Annotated in this window: 18 protein-coding genes and 1 pseudogene; 6 read left to right on the top strand and 13 right to left on the bottom strand. The window is 38.5% G+C overall.

The features are described from left to right. Positions 1-65 precede the first annotated feature (65 nt). Entirely contained in the window at positions 66-416 is a 351-nt protein-coding gene (locus ACWIX0_RS05390; RefSeq protein WP_454172608.1) for a WYL domain-containing protein, read from the top strand. 219 nt (positions 417-635) lie between these two features. On the opposite strand, the gene ACWIX0_RS05385 is transcribed toward ACWIX0_RS05390, so the two are convergent. The 5 genes from ACWIX0_RS05385 to ACWIX0_RS05365 all read right to left on the bottom strand — a co-directional run bounded on the left by ACWIX0_RS05385 (position 636) and on the right by ACWIX0_RS05365 (position 7,243). After that, positions 636-2,474 carry an acetolactate synthase large subunit gene (locus ACWIX0_RS05385; protein ID WP_454172606.1) on the bottom strand — a complete coding sequence of 613 codons (1,839 nt, stop codon included), beginning with the start codon at positions 2,472-2,474 and terminating at the stop codon, positions 636-638. Positions 2,475-2,671: 197 nt separating this feature from the next. Next, the gene (locus ACWIX0_RS05380) at positions 2,672-3,091 is read right to left on the bottom strand and encodes an META domain-containing protein (protein WP_454172604.1); all 420 of its coding nucleotides are present in this window, start codon (positions 3,089-3,091) and stop codon (positions 2,672-2,674) included. 235 nt (positions 3,092-3,326) lie between these two features. Then, positions 3,327-4,007 carry a homeostatic response regulator transcription factor HsrA gene (gene hsrA, locus ACWIX0_RS05375; RefSeq protein WP_454172602.1) on the bottom strand — a complete coding sequence of 227 codons (681 nt, stop codon included), beginning with the start codon at positions 4,005-4,007 and terminating at the stop codon, positions 3,327-3,329. Positions 4,008-4,700: 693 nt separating this feature from the next. Then, positions 4,701-7,052: a TonB-dependent receptor domain-containing protein gene (locus tag ACWIX0_RS05370; RefSeq protein ID WP_454172600.1), complete on the bottom strand. Its 2,352-nt coding sequence runs from the start codon at positions 7,050-7,052 to the stop codon at positions 4,701-4,703. A gap of 26 nt (positions 7,053-7,078) precedes the next feature. Next, complete coding sequence (locus tag ACWIX0_RS05365; protein ID WP_454172599.1) at positions 7,079-7,243, bottom strand: hypothetical protein; 165 nt, start codon at positions 7,241-7,243, stop codon at positions 7,079-7,081. A gap of 143 nt (positions 7,244-7,386) precedes the next feature. On the opposite strand from ACWIX0_RS05365, the gene ACWIX0_RS05360 reads away from it, so the two are divergent. From ACWIX0_RS05360 to ACWIX0_RS05350, 3 genes are all read left to right on the top strand, one after another. Then, complete coding sequence (locus ACWIX0_RS05360; RefSeq protein ID WP_454172597.1) at positions 7,387-7,554, top strand: hypothetical protein; 168 nt, start codon at positions 7,387-7,389, stop codon at positions 7,552-7,554. 277 nt (positions 7,555-7,831) lie between these two features. After that, positions 7,832-8,878: a microcin C ABC transporter permease YejB gene (locus ACWIX0_RS05355; RefSeq protein ID WP_454172596.1), complete on the top strand. Its 1,047-nt coding sequence runs from the start codon at positions 7,832-7,834 to the stop codon at positions 8,876-8,878. 102 nt (positions 8,879-8,980) lie between these two features. After that, entirely contained in the window at positions 8,981-10,399 is a 1,419-nt protein-coding gene (locus tag ACWIX0_RS05350) for an SAM-dependent methyltransferase (RefSeq protein WP_454172595.1), read from the top strand. Positions 10,400-10,520: 121 nt separating this feature from the next. Here the strand turns inward: ACWIX0_RS05350 and ACWIX0_RS05345 are convergent, their stop codons facing one another. The 8 genes from ACWIX0_RS05345 to ACWIX0_RS05310 all read right to left on the bottom strand — a co-directional run bounded on the left by ACWIX0_RS05345 (position 10,521) and on the right by ACWIX0_RS05310 (position 18,442). Next, on the bottom strand, positions 10,521-11,321 hold the full coding sequence (locus ACWIX0_RS05345; RefSeq protein ID WP_454172593.1) for a tRNA pseudouridine(38-40) synthase TruA: 801 nt from the start codon (positions 11,319-11,321) through the stop codon (positions 10,521-10,523). A 24-nt stretch (positions 11,322-11,345) separates the two neighbouring features. Next, positions 11,346-12,362: an LptF/LptG family permease gene (locus tag ACWIX0_RS05340; protein WP_454172591.1), complete on the bottom strand. Its 1,017-nt coding sequence runs from the start codon at positions 12,360-12,362 to the stop codon at positions 11,346-11,348. An 8-nt stretch (positions 12,363-12,370) separates the two neighbouring features. After that, positions 12,371-13,501, bottom strand: coding sequence for a hypothetical protein (locus ACWIX0_RS05335; RefSeq protein ID WP_454172590.1), 1,131 nt, complete (start codon positions 13,499-13,501; stop codon positions 12,371-12,373). Between the two features lie 38 nt (positions 13,502-13,539). Beyond that, positions 13,540-14,319: a hypothetical protein gene (locus ACWIX0_RS05330; RefSeq protein WP_454172588.1), complete on the bottom strand. Its 780-nt coding sequence runs from the start codon at positions 14,317-14,319 to the stop codon at positions 13,540-13,542. 157 nt (positions 14,320-14,476) lie between these two features. Further along, positions 14,477-15,124 carry a protein-L-isoaspartate(D-aspartate) O-methyltransferase gene (locus tag ACWIX0_RS05325; RefSeq protein WP_454172630.1) on the bottom strand — a complete coding sequence of 216 codons (648 nt, stop codon included), beginning with the start codon at positions 15,122-15,124 and terminating at the stop codon, positions 14,477-14,479. Positions 15,125-15,159: 35 nt separating this feature from the next. After that, the gene (locus tag ACWIX0_RS05320) at positions 15,160-15,891 is read right to left on the bottom strand and encodes a carbon-nitrogen hydrolase family protein (protein ID WP_454172586.1); all 732 of its coding nucleotides are present in this window, start codon (positions 15,889-15,891) and stop codon (positions 15,160-15,162) included. Then, entirely contained in the window at positions 15,881-16,954 is a 1,074-nt protein-coding gene (locus tag ACWIX0_RS05315) for a ribonucleotide-diphosphate reductase subunit beta (RefSeq protein WP_454172584.1), read from the bottom strand. The genes ACWIX0_RS05320 and ACWIX0_RS05315 overlap by 11 nt, the downstream gene beginning before the upstream one ends. Positions 16,955-17,299: 345 nt before the next feature. Beyond that, positions 17,300-18,442: an Mrp/NBP35 family ATP-binding protein gene (locus tag ACWIX0_RS05310; protein ID WP_454172583.1), complete on the bottom strand. Its 1,143-nt coding sequence runs from the start codon at positions 18,440-18,442 to the stop codon at positions 17,300-17,302. A 363-nt stretch (positions 18,443-18,805) separates the two neighbouring features. Between ACWIX0_RS05310 and groES the strand changes: the two are divergent. Both groES and groL read left to right on the top strand, forming a co-directional pair. Continuing rightward, positions 18,806-19,072 (top strand): annotated as a pseudogene (groES, locus tag ACWIX0_RS05305) (co-chaperone GroES); the annotation flags it as partial. 30 nt (positions 19,073-19,102) lie between these two features. Further along, positions 19,103-20,743 carry a chaperonin GroEL gene (groL, locus tag ACWIX0_RS05300; protein ID WP_454172581.1) on the top strand — a complete coding sequence of 547 codons (1,641 nt, stop codon included), beginning with the start codon at positions 19,103-19,105 and terminating at the stop codon, positions 20,741-20,743. The last annotated feature ends 24 nt before the right edge of the window (positions 20,744-20,767 follow it).

Below are 20,767 nucleotides of genomic sequence, written 5' to 3'. Positions count from 1 at the left end.
GTTTTGATTTTGTAGTTTTTAGATTTTGTAATGTTTAAAAACTGCTCTTTTTATGCTTTTTTGCATTGTTTGTTTTCTACATTCTCATAAAAACTCGTTTAAAAAAACTCCCCAAAACTTCCCAAAAAATTTTCCAAACTTTGCGCTTTTGTATTAGCCTAGAAAACCCCTACCCTATCCAACTATTCATAAACAAAGAAGTGGCAAAGTATTTTTTGCGAAAACCGCTAAAAGGGCAACAAAATCTTGGCATAAATCCCGATGGCTCGCTAGAAATCACCCTAAATATCACAAACAAAATGGAAATAATCCCGCTAATACTTTATTACATTCCCCATATAAAAGTGCTAGAGCCACAGCATTTGCGCGAATCTATAAAAGAAATCGTGCAACAATATTTAAGCGAAATTTCATAGATTTCAGTTTGAAGTAGTTTTTAGCGCGTTTTTAAGCGCAAAATCTTATGAAAACTTTTTATTGATAATCTTTTTTTATCTTTTATCGATAGCAAATTTTTCATCAAAAACTAAAAAATCTAAAAAAACACATAAAAACGCATTTGTAAAAAGATTAGATTTTGCATTTGACAAAATCTAAATGCAAAAAAACTCCATAAGCGAAGTTTTTCACTCAAATCAATGAGATTTTTTTGCAAGAGCGCGAATCTTTGGTTTTTTATTGTTTGGTGTTTCTATGCTGTTTGGCTTTACTTCGATGATAGAGGCAGAATCTAATGCCTTTTGTGGGAGTATCATTCTATCAAGTGGGGCATTTGTCGGCACCATAGGCAATACATTTTCAAACCTATCTATTACCACATCAATAATGCAAACTTTTTTAGAATCTATCGCTTTTTGCAAAGTGGGGATAAAGTCCTCTTTGCGCTCTATGCGAAATCCTACCGCCCCAAAAGATTCTGCTAGGGCTACAAAATTGGGCTGCAAACTTAAATCCGTATGCGAAAATCTATCCTCATAAAAAAATGTCTGCCATTGTCGCACCATACCCAAGTAGTTGTTATTTAGCACGATATTTATCACGGGGATTTGATTTTCTACGCAAGTCATTAGCTCTTGGATATTCATCAAAATGCTGCCATCGCCACTAATGTTAAAAATATGCTTTTTTGGGTTAGCAAAATACGCACCCATCGCAGAGGGCAAACCAAAGCCCATAGTCCCTAGCCCACCGCTTGTAAGCAACTCTCTAGGCGCACTAAAAGGATAAAATTGCGCTACCCACATTTGGTGCTGTCCCACATCAGTAGAAATGATAGCCTTGCTATAAAAATGCTTGCCTAGCTCTTTGATTATCCATTGAGGTTTTATCGTAGTGGCGCAATCATTAAAAAACAGCGGATTTTGCTTTGCGTATTTTGCCAAATGCGCTCGCCATTCATCATAATTTGAAGAATGTAGTTGCTTTTCTTTGTCCTCTTTTTCTCCCAAATCTTTAGAATCTAACAATGCCAAAATCTCTGCCAAAATCTCTTTGCACGCTAGCTTTATGTCCCCAACTATGGGAAAATCTATGTCTATGATTTTGCCAATAGAGCTAGGATCTATGTCTATGTGGGCGATTTTTGCATTGCGCGCAAACTCGCTAACCTTGCCCGTAACCCTATCATCAAATCTAGCCCCTAGCGAAATTAGCAAATCACACTCACACATTGCCATATTTGCCGCATAGCTTCCGTGCATTCCTACCATTCCTAGCAAAAATGGATTGCTAGATTCTAGGCAACCACGCGCCATCAATGTCTCAACGGCTGGAATCCCTAGCATTGATATGATTTGCTTTATCTCGCTATGCGCTCCTCCTAGCACTGCACCCCCACCTATGTAGGCAAGCGGTTTTTTTGCCTCTCTTAGCGCGTCTAGTAGCTTTTTTACCTGCCTAGAATTTGGTTTTAGCGTTGGTTTATACGAGCGCAAAGAAACTTCTTTTGGGTAAGCAAAATCGCCAAATTTTGCCGAAATGTCTTTAGGAATGTCTATTAGCACAGGACCAAATCGCCCGCTTTTTGCGATATAAAAGGCTTCTTTTATGATTCTAGGTAAATCTTTTATATCTTGGACTAGGTAATTATGTTTGGTGCAGGGGCGAGAGATGCCAACCGCATCGATTTCTTGGAATGCGTCTGTGCCGATTTGACTTGTGGGAACTTGCCCGCTAATAACTACTAACGGGATAGAATCCATATACGCCGTAGCGATTCCTGTAACGGCGTTTGTAAAGCCCGGACCCGAAGTGATAATCGCTACACCTACATTTCCACTAGCGCGAGCATAGCCATCTGCTGCGTGGATAGCGGCTTGCTCGTGGCGCGTTAAGATATGGCGAAAATATTGCTGTTTGTAGATTTCATCATAGATATTTAGCACCGCACCACCCGGATAACCAAAGATAACTTCCACGCCCTCCAAGTGCAAGGCTTGTATTAACATTTGTGAGCCATTTAGTGTTTTTGCCATTTTTTATCCTTAGGTGTTGTGTTTTTGCGCGTTTTTTGTATGTTTTTTAAGTCGTTTTGCTTGCAAATCTTTGCAAAGCCGTCATATTAAAGTTTGTAGATTTTGTGTTGCAAAATCTGCTATAAACGCGTGGCAAGTTTTTTTTTTTTTCAAACTTTGCAAATTCTAACAAAAAGGCTTTTTAAGCGGATTTTACGCTATTGTTTTTTTGCTTCAAAAATCGCTTTTATGCCGTCTTTTTCTAAGACTAGATTTTTATCTTTGATGACAAAATCCACAACACTATCAGCAAAAAGTCTTAGCAAAGTTGTTTCTATTTCCATAGCAGAGGGTTCGCAAAGCATTTTTGTAGAGCCTGTGGAGGAAGTTTGGATTTTGTTTTTTTGGACTTTTAGGTTGCCAAAAAACAAATTGCACCCCGCATATCCATTAAACTTTTGGTCTTCTACGGTGATAAAGACTTGTTTTTCGCTATTTGTGGGGTCGATAGGATTGTCATCTACGCTTAGGGTTATTAGATTCCAAGTATTATAGATTTTGCTACTTTCTTCCTCACAAGCACTCATTAGTAGCCCACATAGCACGATACTTGTGAGGGTAAAAAATATTTTTTTCATAATGTGTTTCCTTTTTTTAAGTTTGTTTATTATCTGCTTTTTGTTTGCAAGTTGTTTTTTTATGTGTATTTTGCGCGTTTGATATGCCTATATTTGCTTATTTTTGCCACAAGTTAAGATTTTAAGCAAAACTATAAAATCTTAGATTTTGCAACAAAAAAAACATATAGCACAAAATAACACAAAAATGAGAAACTATCAAAATCTACTTGCTTTTGATAGTTGCTAGGTGCGACTACTCGCCGATAGGTTTTCTAGGATAGCAGAAGCGATACCCTCTCCTACGCACCGTCTCTATCGTAGAGATATTTAGCACTTTATCCATTTTTTGACGGATTTGGTTTATCGCCACTTCAATGACATTTGGAGTAACAAGCTCTGGCTCTTCCCATATCGCATCTAAAAGCTGTTCTTTTGAGACGATTTGGTCGCGCTGTCTTGCAAGGTGAGTTAGCACTTCAAAAGGCTTGCCTTTAACTTCGATTTCCTCTCCTTTGTAAGTTACGCGCTCTTCATCGGGGTTTATTACTAAATCCTCTATCTCTATCACGCTTGTCCCAAAAAATCTAAGCCTAGCTTGAATCCTCGCTAAAAGCACAGAAAAATCAAAAGGTTTTGATAGAAAATCATCTCCTCCGTGGCTAAACACAGCGACTTCTTGCTCAGGCTTTGCCTTGCTTGCTATGATGATGACAGGCACGCGTGGATAGCGTGCTTTGACTTCTGTGAGTAGCTCTATGGCATTGCCATCTTTTAGTTTATAGTTAGCAAGCACCAAGTCATAATTGCGAATACTTATATAATACACGCCATCTTTTAGGCTCTCTGCTATGTCTGTTTGATACCCGTTTGTATTGAGTGAATCGCTTAGTGTCTTGCTAAGTGTCGCATCATCTTCTACTACCAAAATCCGCATTTGAAACCTTCCTTTCTTTTGTTGAGTTTATCTTTTTCGCCTTTTTGCCCTTTGTTGTTTTTGGTTGATTTTGCGTAGTTTTTGGCTATTGTGCTAGCAAAACATCGTGGCTTTTTTGTGGCGTTTATGTTGAATTTAATCGGTGGATTATAACAAAGTTTTAGGAATTTTTCAGCTAATTTTTATGAAAATTTTATAATTTTTTAAAGTTTAAATAAGTTACGAAATTTGTCAAAAATATACAAACAAACATAAATGCCCCGCTTAAATAAACATAAAATAGATTCCAAAACAGCATTTTAAGTAGCTATTTTTTCAAAAATGAGCGTTTTTTAAGCCTAGTTTTAGCCTAGAAAACACATAAATTTTGTTTATACGCTAGTTTTAGAATCTATTGCGCTAGTTTTTAGATTTTGTTTATCTTTTTTGTGGCAAAATCCACCCCAGCCAAACGGCTAAAAAGTTTGGCTAGCGCATTTAAGTTGTTTTTGATATAAGCGTATATATCTTAAATCTATCTTTATGCGTTGTTTTTCCTTGTTGTTTTTTACTCCGTTTAGACTTTCTTTGCTAGTTGTTTTCTCTCTCAAGCACTAGCAAGAAAGCCTTTTTTATGCCATTTTATTAGCTTTTTGCAAGCAAATCTATTTCTAAATCACTAAAATCTACATAATCCCCCCAAAAACTTACCCCCTAAAAATCATACCTTAGCGTTAGCCAATAGTTTCTACTAGGCAATATTCGCTGATATTGATTTGTATAGTTTTGGTTGTTATTAAATATAATCGGGTCCCAAAAGTTCGTATCTAGCAAGTTGTTGATAGCAAATGTCGCAGCCAAACCAAAATCAAATTTATAGCTTAATGACAAATCCAATATTTGATAATCTTTGTAAAACTTGCCAATCGCCCCGCGCACGAGGTTATTTCCTGCGGTTTGATTATTTGGCGCAGGGATAGGTGTAGGCGTTTGAAACTTCCCGCTCCATCGCAAAAACGCCTCAAAGCCACCGATTTTATAGCTAGGCTTGATTACAAAGCTATGACGGGGGATTAGATTTAGCGGTTCGCCTTTGTAATAATCCGCATACGAAGTATTCCCACTTCTTGCCGAAGAGCTTAAAATCTCCGTGTAAGTGAAAGCATAGCTCATATCAAGCCCGATTCCATAATAAATCGGTTTTAGCTTAAATGCAAGTTCTGCGCCCGTTACAAGCGATTTATCGACATTTAGCACCCTTGAGCAAGATTCTATGTTCGCGCAAGTGCCATCTGTATATGGTTGCGTAGAGACTTTGTCTCGAAAATCTGTGTAGTAACCTGTAAGCGTTAGATTTGTGGATTCAAAATCAAAAATCGCGCTTAATTCGTAATTCCAGCTTTGCTCGGGCTTTAAGTCTTTGTTGCCTAGCACACCTGTTTGAGTGCCACGACTTGTGGTAAATTGCCACCCATCATAGAGATAGCTTAGTTGCGGGACAAGCACACCGCTTGAGATTCCAGCCTTAAATGTCAGCCATTTTGTGGGAAATACATTGACATAAAAGCGCGGATTTGGCACGGCTATGGATTTAAATTTATCACTATAATTTAGTCGCAATCCCAAAGTCGTGGAGACATATTCATTGATAAGATATTCGCCCTCGCCAAAAAGTGCGACTTGGTGCATATCCATTTTTACGCCATTAGATTTGCGCCATAGATTTTCATAGAGATAGTATAGCCCACCATTAAAGATGATAGCCCCCGCCCAATCCAAATCAAAGGCTTTGTTATAAGTGGTTTGAAAAACCGCGTCTTGATTGATACTTGCTGCGTCCCAATTCACACCAGCACCTCTACTTGCACCTATCGCTACACCTGCGTTTGTGTCAGGTTGCCCCGTAGTTGCGTTGTATCCATAGTGCGAAGCCCAAAGCGTGGCAGAGTATTGCAAATAAGTGTTTAATTTGCCCCAATCATAATCCGCATCGTGATTTAGCACAGAATTTACTTTGTAAAAATCGCGGATTCCTGTGATTTGATTGCCAGAAGTGTTTAGTGAGCCTACACGGGCGAAATATGCTTCTGCGTCAAAATAAAGGCTATTGTGCGATTCGGGCGTGTAGTTAAATCGAAATCCAGCATTCCAATTTGTAAAGCCCGTAGCAGAGTGCGTGGCATAGGGGTTTGTGTAAGCACTTGTTCCGTTAGTGGTTGTTAGCCCCGCAGGTTTTAAAAAGTTATTTTGTTCGCCTACTTTAAATCCACCGCGCAAGTTTAGGGAGAGTATTTTTTTGACTAATGGCGTGGTTACATAGCCATTTGCGCCGTAAATATTGCCAAATACATCGGGATTTTCGCTAAATCTCATATCAAATTGCACACCTGCGGTTACTTTGTCCGTGTGCTTTTTGGTGATGATATTTATCACGCCACCCATTGCATCGCTACCATAAATCGTAGAAGCGGGTCCGCGAATGACTTCGATTCGCTCAATCATACTAGGCGGTGGCATATTTGCATTTAACGCCTCGCCAAAACCATTTGTGCTAAATCCTTGCGCGACATTTTGTCGTTTGCCATCAATCAAAATCAGTGTGTAGTTAGAGCCAAGCCCGCGCATAGAGATAGAATTGCCACCTGTTTTTTGCATTTCCACCGACACACCGGGCACATCTTGCACCGCATCGCCCAAGTCGCGAATCGGACGGCTCATAATCTCTTCTTTTGGGATAATGCTAATAGTGGCTGGGGCATTTTTTATATCCTGCTCATATCCGCTAGCAGTTACCACGACTTTATCTAGCTGCTTTGCCTCCATATTGTCATATTTGCTATCATATTTATCAGTGTTTTTGGTTAGTTTGTTGTATCGTTTGGATTTTTTAGATTTAGTAGAATTATTATGTTTTGATTCTGCTAAATCTAGTGAGTTGCTTTGTGGATTTTGCAAAGAATCTATCGAGGCGGAATCTATCGAAGTAGAATCAACAAAAGAGTTGGATTGCGAGCTTGATTGTGAGGCGGATTGTGAAGTGGCAAAATCCGTGCTAGATTCTTGCAAAATATTGGGATTATCACTAGGAGTGATTATGGCGTTATTATCGCCTCCCCCCCCCCGTTAGTATCATTAGAATGTGGCTTATTTGGAGTGGCTACTAGCATATTAGAAATAGCTAAAATGCTCGCAAGTGATAAGGCAATCTTGCCTCTTTTATGGTGCTTTGTGCTGTTTTTGTGCTTAGAAAATCTCATTTGAAATCCTTTCAAAATAAAAAATGGCTTTTGTAAAAAAAAAGCATATAAATACAAAAGCGAATCGCAATCATAATAAAAATATTTTAATAAATCTTACAAAGTGGTAATTATTTCTATAAATTATCAAAAATGCTAAAATAATGAGAAAATATCATTTAACTACAAAAATGATAAAAATAAAAAAAGTTTTTGGATTTTGTTTTTTAGATTTTAGATTTTTTTATCACCTTTTATCGTCATTGCAAGTGGATAAAAAATGGATAAAAATCTGCATTTATAGTCCAAATACCGTGATTTGTCATTGCTAGATTTTAGATTTTTGTAAAAAACCTAAAATCTAGCGAACTATTTTTGCCTCTTTTTTTATTTCTATTTTTTGCCCTATTTTTGCTATATTTTTGCCATTATCAAACATAGCCATAGCACGCCTAAACACTATTAAAATCCACCAAACAAAATTCCCCAAACAAATTGACATTTTTAAAACTATGCTACAATTTTTGATTTTATCCGTTTTAAAATATGTTTTTTTTACGCCACTTAAATTGCAAATATTTTGACTTCAAAGCAAGGATTTTACCCCAAATGTTTTCCTACCTTTGCAAACGATTGTTGCTGATTGTCCCCACACTTTTAGGCATTATTACGATAAATTTTTTTATTATCCAGCTTGCACCCGGAGGACCTGTGGAGTATATGAGTGCCAAGCTAGAAATGAGCGCAAAAGGCGAGGCGAGTGCTGGCATAAAAATAAGCGATTACAAAGCTAGCAAAGGTTTGCCAAACGAGCTAATCGAAGAGCTAAAAAAACAATATGGCTTTGATAAGGGGATTTTGGAGCGATTTTTTATTTTGCTAAAAAATTATGCGGTGTTTGATTTGGGGCAGAGCTATTATCGCAAAATCAGCGTGTGGGATTTGGTAGTAGAAAAGCTCCCTGTATCCATTTCACTAGGACTTTTTAGCACGATTTTGATTTATCTTATATCCATTCCGCTAGGCATTTACAAAGCACGCAAAAACGGGACTATGCTAGATTCTCTTAGCTCTCTTATCATCGTAGCTGGCAATGCTATCCCTGCGTTTTTGTTTGGGATTTTGCTTATTATGCTGTTTGCTAGCGGGGCGTATTTGGATATTTTTCCTTTGCGAGGACTTACAAGCGAGGATTTTGATTCTCTAAGCGCGTTTGAAAAAATCAAAGATTATCTATGGCATATTACATTGCCTGTGCTATGCCTATCTATCGGCGGTTTTGCGTGGCTTACCCTGCTTAGCAAAAATTCTTTTTTAGAAGAACTACACAAGCAATATGTCCTAACCGCCTATGCAAAAGGTGCTAACCAAAATCGCGTGCTATATCGGCATATTTTTCGCAATGCTATGTTGCTTGTCATTTCATCGTTTCCTGCGGCGTTTATGGGGATTTTTTTTAGCGGAAGTTTGATGATTGAGATTATTTTTAGCCTTGATGGGCTTGGGCTTTTGGGATATGAGAGTATATTAAGCAGGGATTATCCTGTGGTGTTTGGCACGCTATATATTTTCACGCTTCTTAGCCTTGTGGTAGGTATCATAAGCGATTTGGTTTATACGCTTATTGATCCTAGAATCCATTTTGAAAAAAGCTAGATTTTAGTGATTTTGTTTGGCGATTTTGCGAAGTTTTAAGGCAGACTTTAGGCAGATTTTAGACGGATTTTAGGCGTTTGGCAAAAAAGCGAAAAGAACAAAATGTTAGATATTGATTTAGCACAAGATTTGGAAAAAGATTTTGGCATTAGCTTTGGGCAATATATGCAAGAGTGGCTTTATGGGGAACGCGGGTATTATTCACGCGCAAAAAGTGGCGATGAAAAAGTCGGCAAAGAGGGGGATTTTTATACCGCTGTTAGCGTGTCGCGCTTTTTTGGTGGCGCGATAGCTAGGCATATCATTGATTTGCTAGAATCTAGCGAGCTAGATTTGCCTTTGGTGGTTGTGGAGTTTGGCGCACATAGTGGCAGGCTACTTGGTGATATTATCGAGTTTTTGGAGGTTTTAAGCGAAGGGGTGGTTGATAAAACTAGATTTTACACCATTGAGCCATTAGCTTCTTTGCGCGATTTGCAAGCGCAAAATCCACGCATAACGCCATTGCAACATATAAACGCCCTGCAAGATTTGCTTAGACAAGAATCTAAAAATGCTTCTAAAAAAAGTGTTTTTATGCTAAGTAATGAGCTTTTTGATGCGTTTGCGTGCGAAGTGGTGCGTGATAATCATCTTGGTTTTGTTAAAAATTGCAATGATTCTAGCGTGCTTGCAAGGCGGATTTTATGGCGTAGCGATGAGGAAATAACACAAGAAATACAAAGGCTAGAATCTAAAATCAATTTACAAGATTTTGCCAAAAAAGATTTGAAGGCAGGGGATTTTATTGCGCAAGATTTTGCCACGCAAGATTTTATTAAACAGGATTTTGATACGCAATATTTTACGCAAGGTGTGGCAAGAATATGCCTAAAATCTAAAATAAAGCATTTACAAACAATGCTATGTCAAAAGCAAAAACTAGGCATAAAAAATGGCGAAATAGCGGTTGGTTTGGAGGATTTTATACGCGAAATTTGTCGTTTTGCAAATACGCAAGATTTGATAAAATCGTGGCGATTTTTAAGTTTTGATTATGGAAGTTGGCAACAAAAAGAACAAAAAGAGGGACAAAATATGGAGCAAAATCGCATAACTCTGCGCGGATACAAATCCCATAGGGTGCTTAGTTTTGAAGAGATTTGCGCGGATTTGAGCGGGCTTTTTGGGGTGAGTGATTTGACTTATGAAGTGGATTTTGGGATAATTATTTCACTTTTTAAGCACTTTGGCGCAAAGCTATGTAAAAAATCGCGCTTAAATGCTGCGCTTGTGGATTTTGGGATAGATAGGTTATTGCAAGATTTTTTTGTGTTTTGTCAAAGTGGAGAAAATCAACAACACTCAAACGCGCAAAATCTACAAAATACTCAAAATCTACAAAATCAAAATCCACAAAAAACGCAAAATCAAAATATGCAGCTTTACCAACAAGAATCCCTAAAAGTGCGAGAATTGCTAAGCCCAAATGGAATGGGAGAGCGATTTTTTTGCGTAGAATTTGGCAACAAATTTAAGTAACAAATTTAAGTAAGATTTTGCCTTTTTTATTTATTTTTAGATTTTTGGGACAAACACAAATTTGAAACAAATCTAAAAAATATCTTGCAACAATCAATGTGCAAAAAGCAATGCGTAAAATCTAATACCACACTTTTGCAAAGTATAGCCCATTTGCGCTCACAGGCTCTCTCCACGCGCTTTTTTTAGCCTCTAATTGCAAAATAAAATCGCTAAAATCCACTTCCCCCCTAGACACCGCTAGGCTAGCCCCTATCATTAGCCGCACTTGTGCGCGCAAAAAGCCATTTCCCTCAATGTAGATTCCACATATTTTTTGCCCAAAACGCTGAAAAATCTTTAATCTAGCGTCATAAATGATGCGATTTGTGGTTTTAGCACTTGATTTAGATTTCCTAAATAGCGCGAAATTATGCTCCCCTATAAAAGCCTGCAAACATTTTTGTAATATTTTCATATCGCCTACACGCTCAAATGCCACAAATGGCGATACAAATGGGCTTTGCAAATGTGGCGAAAAAAGATACAAATATGCGCGTTTTTTAGCATCTTTTATCGGGCAAAAACTAAAATCTATTTCTTTTAATGCGCGGATTTTGATATGCGGATAGATTTTGGGGGCTAGGATTTTTTCTAGCTTTTTTGCCTCCCAAAATCTAGGCGCAAAAAAGCGCACCACCATTCCTAATGAATGCACGCCCTTATCAGTCCTCCCAGCTCCTAGCACGCTAGATTTTATGCCTATGCTTTGCAGGGCATCGCTTATAGCCTCGCTCACGCTTAAAATCTTGCGTGATTTTTGCGGGGCAAACCCGCTAAAAGCCCCGCCGTTATAAGCGATTTTTAGCGCGAATGTTTTATAATCCAAATTTATGGCAGTGTTTGTGATAGATTTTGTATCGGTGTTTGTCGCAGGCGACATAGATTCTTGCCTTAGAAGCAAAATCTAATACCTAGTGGCAACAAATCGCCGATAAAGCACATAAGATAGCGCAAACCACACCAAAGGCAATGCAAAAATCCCCACAAATGGCGCATTTTGACTTAAAATGTGCATAGCGATAAAATAAATCGACACGCTTACAAGCAAATATACATAGCTAAGATTTTTTTGAAATCTAGGATTTGCCACACCAAAAAGCAGGACTAAAAATATGCTAGCAATAGGAAAAAGCGAAGCAATGATTGCTTGAGATAAACGCCTAGCCTGCGTATGGCTACCCTCAAATGCACTACTCCAATACTCTAACAAATCATACGAACTAAGGTTTATATCATCAGTTTTTGAGTTTAGCTTCATCGTGGCAAAATCTGCTTTTTGCACTTCATCGGATTTAGCAAAATACGCACTACCCTCAATGAGAGACAAACTAAAAACGCCATCTTTATTGCTTAGCTCGCCCTCTTTTGCGGTGATAAAAATCTCGTTATTTTCGATTCCGCTAGAAAAAAGCACCAAACCTTTATAATGGCGGTTATTTGCCTCATCTGCATAAATTAGCCAATCCCCAAGCCTTTGCCCAAATTCGCCAGCTTTTATGTTGATATTGACTTCGGCTTTTTTTTGATTTGCAAAGCTAGTATATGCACTGCGAGTGATAGGGATAAGGGCTAGCGAAAACACGAGCAAGACAACGCTAACAAATCCGCTTATCCACACAAAAGCGCGCAAAATCTTGCGCGGGGCAATGCCTAGAGAAAAAAACACGAGCAATTCATAATCATAAGAGAGCCTTGATAGCCCCAGCACACACGCGCAAAAAAAAGTGATAGGGATAACAAAAAAAATCGCATTTGGAATCGCATAAGAAAAAAGCTGCAATAAATCAAAAATGTTGATTTTGATAGCTTGGGTCGCAGCTGAAAGCGAGATAAGTAGCACGACAGAAGCGACAAAAAATAACACCACAAAAAAAGGAATAAAAATCTGTGAAATAGTATAAAAAATATACCGACTTGTCATCATCTGCCTTATGTAAGGAAATTTAAGCATATCGCAACAAAAGCACCTAGCACGATAAAAGGGATAAAGGGAATGCGCATAAATATGCTTGGATATGTGGGGGATTTTACGCTTTTTTGGTATTTTGTTTTAAAAATTTTAGGCGATATTTTAGCATAAATAAATACAACAATAAACCCCACGCTAGCTAGCACACAACCCCAAAAAATGCTTAAAATCAAAAAATAACACCCAAATAATCCACTAAATCCAGCACAAAAAATAATATCCCCCTCGCCTAAAATCTCTTTGTCTAAAAAGATTTTCCCAAAAAGTAGCGGCAGGCAAAGAAGCCCCGCCCCTAGCAATATATCTTTTACTACTTCTATGGATTCTGCTATGTTTTGGGTGGTGCTAAAAACCCCAAAAAGCATTACAAAAACGATTTTGCACGCACACAATGCCAAAAACGCTACATTATGACTATCCAAAATGGCAAAATACCTACAATCAAACGCACAAAGCACAAACGCTAGCCCAAACATAGCACAAACCCACACATAAAAAAGCGATAAAATAAGCGCGAATGCTACAAAATCATTGCGCAAAAAAAGTAAAAAATCTAGTGGAAATACAAGGTTTTTAAAAGGATTTTCAAAAAAATCGCCAAAATGATGTGCAAAAGGACTTGCAACAAAATTTGCAGAAAAATTTGTAACAAAACTAGGTGGATAAAAAATAAGCGAAAAAACCATATCAAAATCTAGCACAAAAACGGTAAGTAGCAAAAATATCAAACTTGCCAAAAATGCGAGCAAAAAACGAGAATCTTTAAAAAATCGTGCGATAGCATTTGATGCATTTGTTGCATTTATTGCGCGGGATTTTGTGGGATTAGATTTTTGTGGATTAGATTTTGATAAAGTAAAATCTAAAAAGGGAAATTTTTGAAAATTAAATTTTTGCGAGTTGGATTCTAAAGAGTTGGATTTTTGCAAACTAGATTTTTTCTCGCTAGATTCTAATAAACTAAAATCTAGCGAGCCATCAAAAAGCCTTTTGCTTAAAATATACACAATGACAAAAACAATCCCTCCACCAAAACAGCTAAAAAACGCCCTTAAAATCACATTATCTAAAATCGCTTCTAAAATCCCCATTAAAAACTCTAAGCTAGCAAAATCTATGTGATAAAAATCTAAAAACCAAAGCCAAATTCTAAGCCTGCTAAAAAATTATCGCTTTTTGGGTAATGCCACGATTTTGTAATGCTTCCTTGAGTAACGCTGATATTTTGGGATTTTGCTAATGACTCATAGCGCAGATTTGTCCGCATATAGTAGTGAAATCGCTTTGCGATACGATAAGAAAACCCCACATACCCACGCAGTGAATAGCTATATGAGCTAACGCTAGAATCTTGCCTACTTGTATCAGCAATAAAGCGATAATACCCACCCACCACGACATCATAGCCAACGCCATATTCTAAGCGAATCTTGCGCGAGAGTGCCTTCCTGCCCTCTACTTCTAGTCCTAGTTGCTGCAAAGTGCGCGAATAGCCACTTTTGTTCGTAATATCACTAAGGTAAGAATCTAAGCTATAAACCGCGTTTAGATAGATAGGCGAAGTCGCTTTGTAAGTGTTTGCGCCAAATTTTATGCGCATTTGGGTAGAAAAATTTGCGCTATTAGATTTTATGTCATTTGGGAGAAAATCTGCCATCATTTTATCTGTAAGATTGCCCCTGCCAAAGCCAAAATCTATATCGCCTACAAGTTGGATATTGCCTTTTGGAGGAGCGATTCTGCCGTGAAGTGTGATAAATCCCCCCGCATTTTGATTGCTGATTTTTGAAGATAAATGTGGATAATAAAATCCACCTCCACCAAAGCGGAGATTTTCCCCTGCCATTTCGCAATACTCACCGCCACCTTGCAATAAACAAGAAATCAAAAGCGTAGGCAAAAACGACATAAAAACTCCTTTTGGCTGATATTTGACAAATCAAATTGTAATTTTTTGCATAAAACAAACTAGATTTTGTAATTTTGGGCTTTTTTCATTGCATTATAAGCAAACAAAAACAATGCCATACTACATTAACCAAAAATACCAAAATCTACAAAATCTTTTAGCGCGTAGTCCCCTCCACTATCGGCACAAAAAGGCAATCCTCTAGCACCTCTTCATTTGCGAGCCTGCCATTAGCTTTGCTAAATCGCTTAATGACTTGGCGTTGCTCCTCTTTGCCATTTGGTGCAATGCGTTTTTCTAGCATAGGCGCAACTAGCACGCCACCCTCTTCTAATTGCTCAATAATCGCGCTAGGAATGCTAGAATCCAAACACGCAGAAAATAAAACCCTATCATAAGGCGCATATTCTCCCCAGCCATTTTGCCCATCGGCAAATTTTGTATTGATATTTAGCGTGCCACTTGCGCGGATTCTGTCCCGCGCTTGCAATAAAAGTCGTTCAATGCGCTCAATGCTAAAAACGCGTCTAAAACCAGCTTTTGCAAGCACCATAGCTTGATAGCCACTGCCTAGCCCTATCTCTAGCACGCTATCGCCCTGCCCTAGATATTGCGTCATTTTCGCCACTGTGAGAGGAGAGCTGATAAACTGCGCTCCTTGGATATCTAAGGGATGCAAATCATACGCAAGGTGGCTAAATTCACTCACAAAATCAAGTCGATTCACACTAAGAAGTGCTTTTTTTACCCAAGATTCTAAGGTTAGATTTTGCAGGGCAAAGGCTTTGGCGATTTCCTCACACATTGATTCTAGTTGGCGTATCTGCCCTAGCTTTTCTATCACTGCGTAAGCCTTATGTTGATATATTTTCGCATTTTTTCGACTTCATCTAGCTCGATAGTATGGCTTATGACTTCTGCTTCATCATCAGCATAGACTTTGCCATAAGGCGTGATAATCGCGCTAGATTTTGCCATTTGCAAATTTGCCCCACCGCTTGCGATAACAAAGCATTGATTTGCTATGGCTAGGGCTTTGCACAATGTCTCAAAATGCTCTTTTCTAGCCTTGCCCCATTGCGCAGGGACAAAAATCACTTCAACCCCGCTAAGTCGCTTCCACAAATCAATAAAGCGCAATTCAAAGCAAATAAGCGCGCCACAAGTCATATCGCCGATTTTAAATGGAATCATCTCATTTAGCCCGCCACTTGCAAAATGCAAATGCTCCTCGCCTAGCAAAAAAAGCTCGTGTTTTGCTTGCTTGTGGATAAGCTCTCCATTGTGAAAAACTTTTAGGTTATTGTAGAATTTGTGATTTTTTTTCTCTATCATTGTGGTGATGATGGTGCGCCATTCTATGCTTGCCTCTAGCAATTCTTGCGTAGCGATTTTGCTAAACTCATCTGCTTTGTCCATCTTTTGGTAGCAAAATCCACTCAACGCTAGCTCAGGCGTCAAAATCACGCTTCCTTCCTCGCTAGATTTTGCCACTTGCAAAATCGCTTGTAGATTCTCGCTAAAATCCTGCTTGGTTTTGATTTGTAAAGAATAGATTTTTTTAGAAATCATCGAAATTTACGCTCCCTTTTTGATAATTTGACACTTTTGCTTCAAAAAAATTCGTTTTTTGCTCATTAAAACTTGCAAAATCATTTACCCATTTTATAGGATTTTGGACATTATAGATAGGACCAAAGCCTACTTTGCTTAGCCTCTCATCAGCCAAAAACTGAATATATTGCGCGATAATATCGCTTGTAAGCCCTAAAATCTGTCCTTGAGTGATATAATCCCCCCACGCAGATTCTACCTCTACGGCTTTTTTAAACATCTCAATGACTTCTTCTTGCAAACTCGGCGTAAATAAATCCGCTCTCTCCCGTTTGAGAGAATTTATCAGCTGTTGAAATAAATATAAATGCGTAACTTCATCTCGTTGGATAAACCGAATCATCTGTGCGCTTCCTAGCATTTTGCCACTTCTAGCGAGCGTATAAAAATAGCAAAATCCACTATAAAAATAAATCCCCTCCAAAATCTGATTTGCAAACATCGCTTTTAGGATATTTCTCTCTGTGGGATTTGAAGCTAAATCCATATAAACCCCCGCAATATGGTCATTTTTACTTCTTAGTCGCATATCCACGCGCCACATATCATAGATTTCATCGGTGTTTGCGCTTATGGATTCTACCATTACGGCGTAGCTTTGAGAGTGCAACGCCTCTTCGTAGGCTTGACGCACTAAGATTAGATTGATTTCAGGGCTTGTGATGTATGGATTTACATTATCGATTAGGTTATTTGTCTGCAAAGAATCCATAAAAATCAGCTGGGCTAATGCCCTATCATAGCCAATTTTTTCTTGTGGCGTTAGCACGCCCTCATAGTCTCTTTTGTCCGTATTCATATTGACTTCTTCGGGAAACCAAGTGTTTGCAAGCATTGTTTTCCATAGATTATAAGCCCATTGATATTTGATTTTGTTTAAATCAAAAATACTCGTAGGGTCCCCACCAAAAATCCGTCTCTCATTGATATTTCTTTCAGTCGAATTTGGATTGTAGATTTTTTTGCGTTTGACTATGCTTGTGGCGTCTTGTGTGTTATTTGGGGTGGTAGAAGTTGTCATTTTGGCTATCCTTTGCGTTTTATGTGTGCGTTTTTGTGTTTTTGCGCGTTTTATGCGTGTTTTTGTGTGATTTTATGTGTGGCTTGTTTGATAATTTATGAGCAGTTTTAAAATTTGGATTATACGCAAACACTATAAAGATTTGGCATATAAGCTATCGAAATCCAACAATAATCAACTTAAAAAATCCTGTTGATATATTTTAAGAGATTATGCGATTTTTTTGCGTTTTTTAGACAATGCTTCTTGTCATATTCTAAATAAATTCTAAATGAATTTTTAATAGATTTTATGTTGCAAAAACCACATATTTGCCTTTATAGCAAAAACAATGCTACATTTTACCTATTTTTGTCCTAAAAAATCTACTACTTCAATCGCGCATTGCATATATGCTTTTGCCACGCTAGAATCTGGCGAAAAATACACCACAGGTTTGCCCTCATCTCCGCCTTTGCCTATTGCATTGTCTATGGGGATTTTGGATAGCACTTTTGTGTTGTATTTTTGGGCTAATTTTTCTGTGCCATTTGCGCTAAAAATATCGCTTTTTTCGCCACAGCAGGGGCAGATATAACCACTCATATTTTCGATGATTCCAAGAGTTGGGATAGATAGCTTAGCAAACATATCAAGGCAACGCGCCCCATCATCTAGGCTTACAAGTTGGGGGGTAGATACGGCTATGCCGACACTCACAGGCACGCTTTGTGCTATTGATAGCTGTGCATCGCCTGTGCCCGGTGGCATATCTAGCACCATTATATCCATTTCCCCCCACGCCACATCGCTAAAAAGTTGCGCGATAGCACGCATTAGAATCGGTCCTCGCCAAATCAAACTCTCGCCTTGAGAAAAAAGCAGCCCAATGCTCATAATATCCACGCCATAGGCATTTATAGGGATTAACTTTTTGCCACTTTCATCTAAATCTGGCTTTTTATCACTCACGCCAAACATTCTAGGGATATTTGGTCCATAAATATCCACATCAAGCAAGCCGACTTTTTGCCCCTGCATAGCAAGGGCTATGGCTAGATTTGTGGCGACGGTGGATTTTCCTACGCCACCTTTGCCTGAGCTTACCATTACAAAAGACTTTGCTTGAGGGAGGAGATTTTTTTGCAATGGATTTTGCGAATTTTGAGGATTTTGCATAGATTGAGGATTTTTAGAGTTATGTGGATTTTGTGAAAAATTTTGCGGCGCTTGTGGATTTTGCGAGGCAGAATCTACTTTAGTTACAGGGGTGTTTATATGTATTTGGCTAGATTTTATGCCCGCTTCATCTAGTTTGCGCTCGATATTATCACGCAAAGCCTTTGCTACAAGTTCATCGCGTGATGGGATATGCAGGGTGATTGTTGGGCTACCTTTTTCATCTATGCTGATATTTTTGACAAATCCATAGCTGATGATATTCTCGCTAAATTGGGGATAAATCACTTTTGATAGAATCTCTTTTATTTGCTGTTGTGTGGGTTGCATTTGTGTTCCTTTTGGTGTTTTTATATGACTTATTTGCGTTTGCATTGAGTGGATTTTGTAAAAAATATTTTTGCGTAAATTTTTGCAAAGCAAGATTTTATCATAGATTTTATAAATAGATTTTGCAAGTATTTTTATGCCAAATGTGTTTGAAACCGCTAATTTGATAGTAATAGTATAATAATTCTTTAGCTTTATAGACTAAAGTTTCTTACTAATTTTTATATAAAACCTTGACTTATTAACCAAAATTTTTCTAAAATATCGCACTTAAATTATTTAAGTGCTAATTTTTAATCGTTTAAACATTATGATTAGTGTTGTAATTTAAGTATAGATTTTACATTCCAAAAGGAGAACCAAATGAAATTCAAACCACTTGGCGAACGCGTCCTAGTCGAAAGACTAGAAGAAGAAAGCAAGACTAGCTCTGGTATCATCATACCTGATAATGCAAAAGAAAAACCACTTATGGGCAAAGTCAAAGCCATAAGCGCAAAAGTCGCAGAAGAAAAAACACTAAAAGATGGCGATACAATCGTTTTTGGCAAATATTCAGGGACTGAAATCAAACTAGACAATGTCGAATACATCGTGCTAGAATCTAAAGACATTCTAGGCGTTTTAGCCTAAATCAAAACTTACATTAAGGAGCAACAAATGGCAAAAGAAATTAAATTTAGCGATAACGCTAGAAACAAACTATATGAGGGCGTAAAACAACTAAATGACGCTGTGAAAGTAACAATGGGACCACGCGGGCGAAATGTGCTTATCCAAAAAAGCTATGGTGCACCAACTATCACCAAAGATGGCGTAACGGTGGCAAAAGAAATCGAGCTAGCAGACCCTATAATGAATATGGGCGCACAGCTTGTCAAAGAAGTCGCTAGCAAGACTGCTGATGCAGCAGGCGATGGGACTACGACAGCGACAGTGCTTGCGTATAGCATTTTCAAAGAGGGCTTGCGAAATATCACAGCAGGTGCAAATCCCATCGAAGTCAAACGCGGAATGGATAAAGCCGCACAAGCTATCATTGAAGAGCTAAAAAAAGGGAGCAAAAAAGTCGGTGGCAAAGGCGAAATTGCACAAGTAGCGACCATCTCTGCAAACTCTGATGAAAGCATCGGCAACCTAATCGCAGAAGCTATGGAAAAAGTCGGCAAAGACGGCGTAATCACCGTAGAGGAAGCAAAGGGAATCAATGATGAGCTAACCGTAGTAGAGGGAATGCAATTTGACAGAGGCTATCTAAGCCCATATTTTGTAACCAACGCAGACAAAATGAATATCCAACTAGAAAATCCATATATCTTACTTACAGATAAAAAAATCTCTTCTATGAAAGATATTCTACCCCTACTAGAATCCACGATGAAAAGTGGCAAACCATTGCTTATCATCGCAGAAGACATCGAGGGAGAGGCACTTACTACGCTTGTGGTAAATAAACTTCGGGGCGTGCTAAATGTCGCAGCGGTAAAAGCTCCGGGCTTTGGCGATAGAAGAAAAGAAATGCTAAAAGACATCGCAATCCTAACAGGTGGCGAAGTCATAAGCGAAGAGCTAGGAAAAAGCCTAGAAGGAGCTGAAATCTCTGACTTAGGGCAAGCAGCTAGAATCGTAGTTGATAAAGACAATACCACCATAGTCGATGGCAAAGGCAAAGCCACAGAAGTAAAATCTCGCGTAGCCCAAATCAAAACCCAAATCGCAGAAACTACAAGCGACTATGACAGAGAAAAACTCCAAGAGAGACTAGCAAAACTTAGCGGTGGCGTAGCGGTTATCAAGGTTGGTGCAGCTAGCGAAGTAGAAATGAAAGAGAAAAAAGATAGAGTAGATGACGCACTAAGCGCGACAAAAGCTGCCGTAGAAGAGGGCATAGTCGCAGGCGGTGGCGTAGCACTTATCCAAGCCTCTCAAAAAGTAAATCTAAAACTATCAGGCGATGAGCTAATCGGCTATGAAATCATCAAACGAGCTATCAAAGCCCCTCTTGCACAAATCGCGCTAAATGCAGGATTTGACGCGGGCGTAGTAGCAAACAAAATCGAAGAATCAAAAGAGGACGGCTATGGATTTGACGCTAGCAGTGGCAAGTATGGCAATATGTTTAAAGCAGGTATCATAGATCCGCTAAAAGTCGAGCGAATCGCTTTGCAAAATGCCGTATCTGTATCTAGCCTAATGCTTACCACAGAAGCGACAATCAACGAAATAAAAGAGGATAAGCCAGCCCCTGCAATGCCTGATATGGGTGGTATGGGAGGAATGGGCGGTATGGGAATGATGTAGTATCATAGCCCAAAATGCCTTATA

This window comes from Helicobacter sp. T3_23-1059 (assembly GCF_053654515.1).
This window is presented reverse-complemented; position numbering and strand designations above follow the sequence as displayed.

Coding starts and splice junctions, on each gene's coding strand:
- ACWIX0_RS05365 (WP_454172599.1), bottom strand. CDS start 7,243: ATGAGATTTTCTAAGCACAAAAACAGCACAAAGCACCATAAAAGAGGC.
- ACWIX0_RS05380 (WP_454172604.1), bottom strand. CDS start 3,091: ATGAAAAAAATATTTTTTACCCTCACAAGTATCGTGCTATGTGGGCTA.
- groL (WP_454172581.1), top strand. CDS start 19,103: ATGGCAAAAGAAATTAAATTTAGCGATAACGCTAGAAACAAACTATAT.
- ACWIX0_RS05345 (WP_454172593.1), bottom strand. CDS start 11,321: ATGTCGCCTGCGACAAACACCGATACAAAATCTATCACAAACACTGCC.
- ACWIX0_RS05325 (WP_454172630.1), bottom strand. CDS start 15,124: ATGTGTGAGGAAATCGCCAAAGCCTTTGCCCTGCAAAATCTAACCTTA.
- ACWIX0_RS05355 (WP_454172596.1), top strand. CDS start 7,832: ATGTTTTCCTACCTTTGCAAACGATTGTTGCTGATTGTCCCCACACTT.
- ACWIX0_RS05320 (WP_454172586.1), bottom strand. CDS start 15,891: ATGATTTCTAAAAAAATCTATTCTTTACAAATCAAAACCAAGCAGGAT.
- ACWIX0_RS05330 (WP_454172588.1), bottom strand. CDS start 14,319: ATGTCGTTTTTGCCTACGCTTTTGATTTCTTGTTTATTGCAAGGTGGC.
- ACWIX0_RS05360 (WP_454172597.1), top strand. CDS start 7,387: ATGAGAAAATATCATTTAACTACAAAAATGATAAAAATAAAAAAAGTT.
- ACWIX0_RS05310 (WP_454172583.1), bottom strand. CDS start 18,442: ATGCAACCCACACAACAGCAAATAAAAGAGATTCTATCAAAAGTGATT.
- ACWIX0_RS05385 (WP_454172606.1), bottom strand. CDS start 2,474: ATGGCAAAAACACTAAATGGCTCACAAATGTTAATACAAGCCTTGCAC.
- hsrA (WP_454172602.1), bottom strand. CDS start 4,007: ATGCGGATTTTGGTAGTAGAAGATGATGCGACACTTAGCAAGACACTA.
- ACWIX0_RS05340 (WP_454172591.1), bottom strand. CDS start 12,362: ATGACAAGTCGGTATATTTTTTATACTATTTCACAGATTTTTATTCCT.
- ACWIX0_RS05350 (WP_454172595.1), top strand. CDS start 8,981: ATGTTAGATATTGATTTAGCACAAGATTTGGAAAAAGATTTTGGCATT.
- ACWIX0_RS05335 (WP_454172590.1), bottom strand. CDS start 13,501: ATGGGGATTTTAGAAGCGATTTTAGATAATGTGATTTTAAGGGCGTTT.
- ACWIX0_RS05315 (WP_454172584.1), bottom strand. CDS start 16,954: ATGACAACTTCTACCACCCCAAATAACACACAAGACGCCACAAGCATA.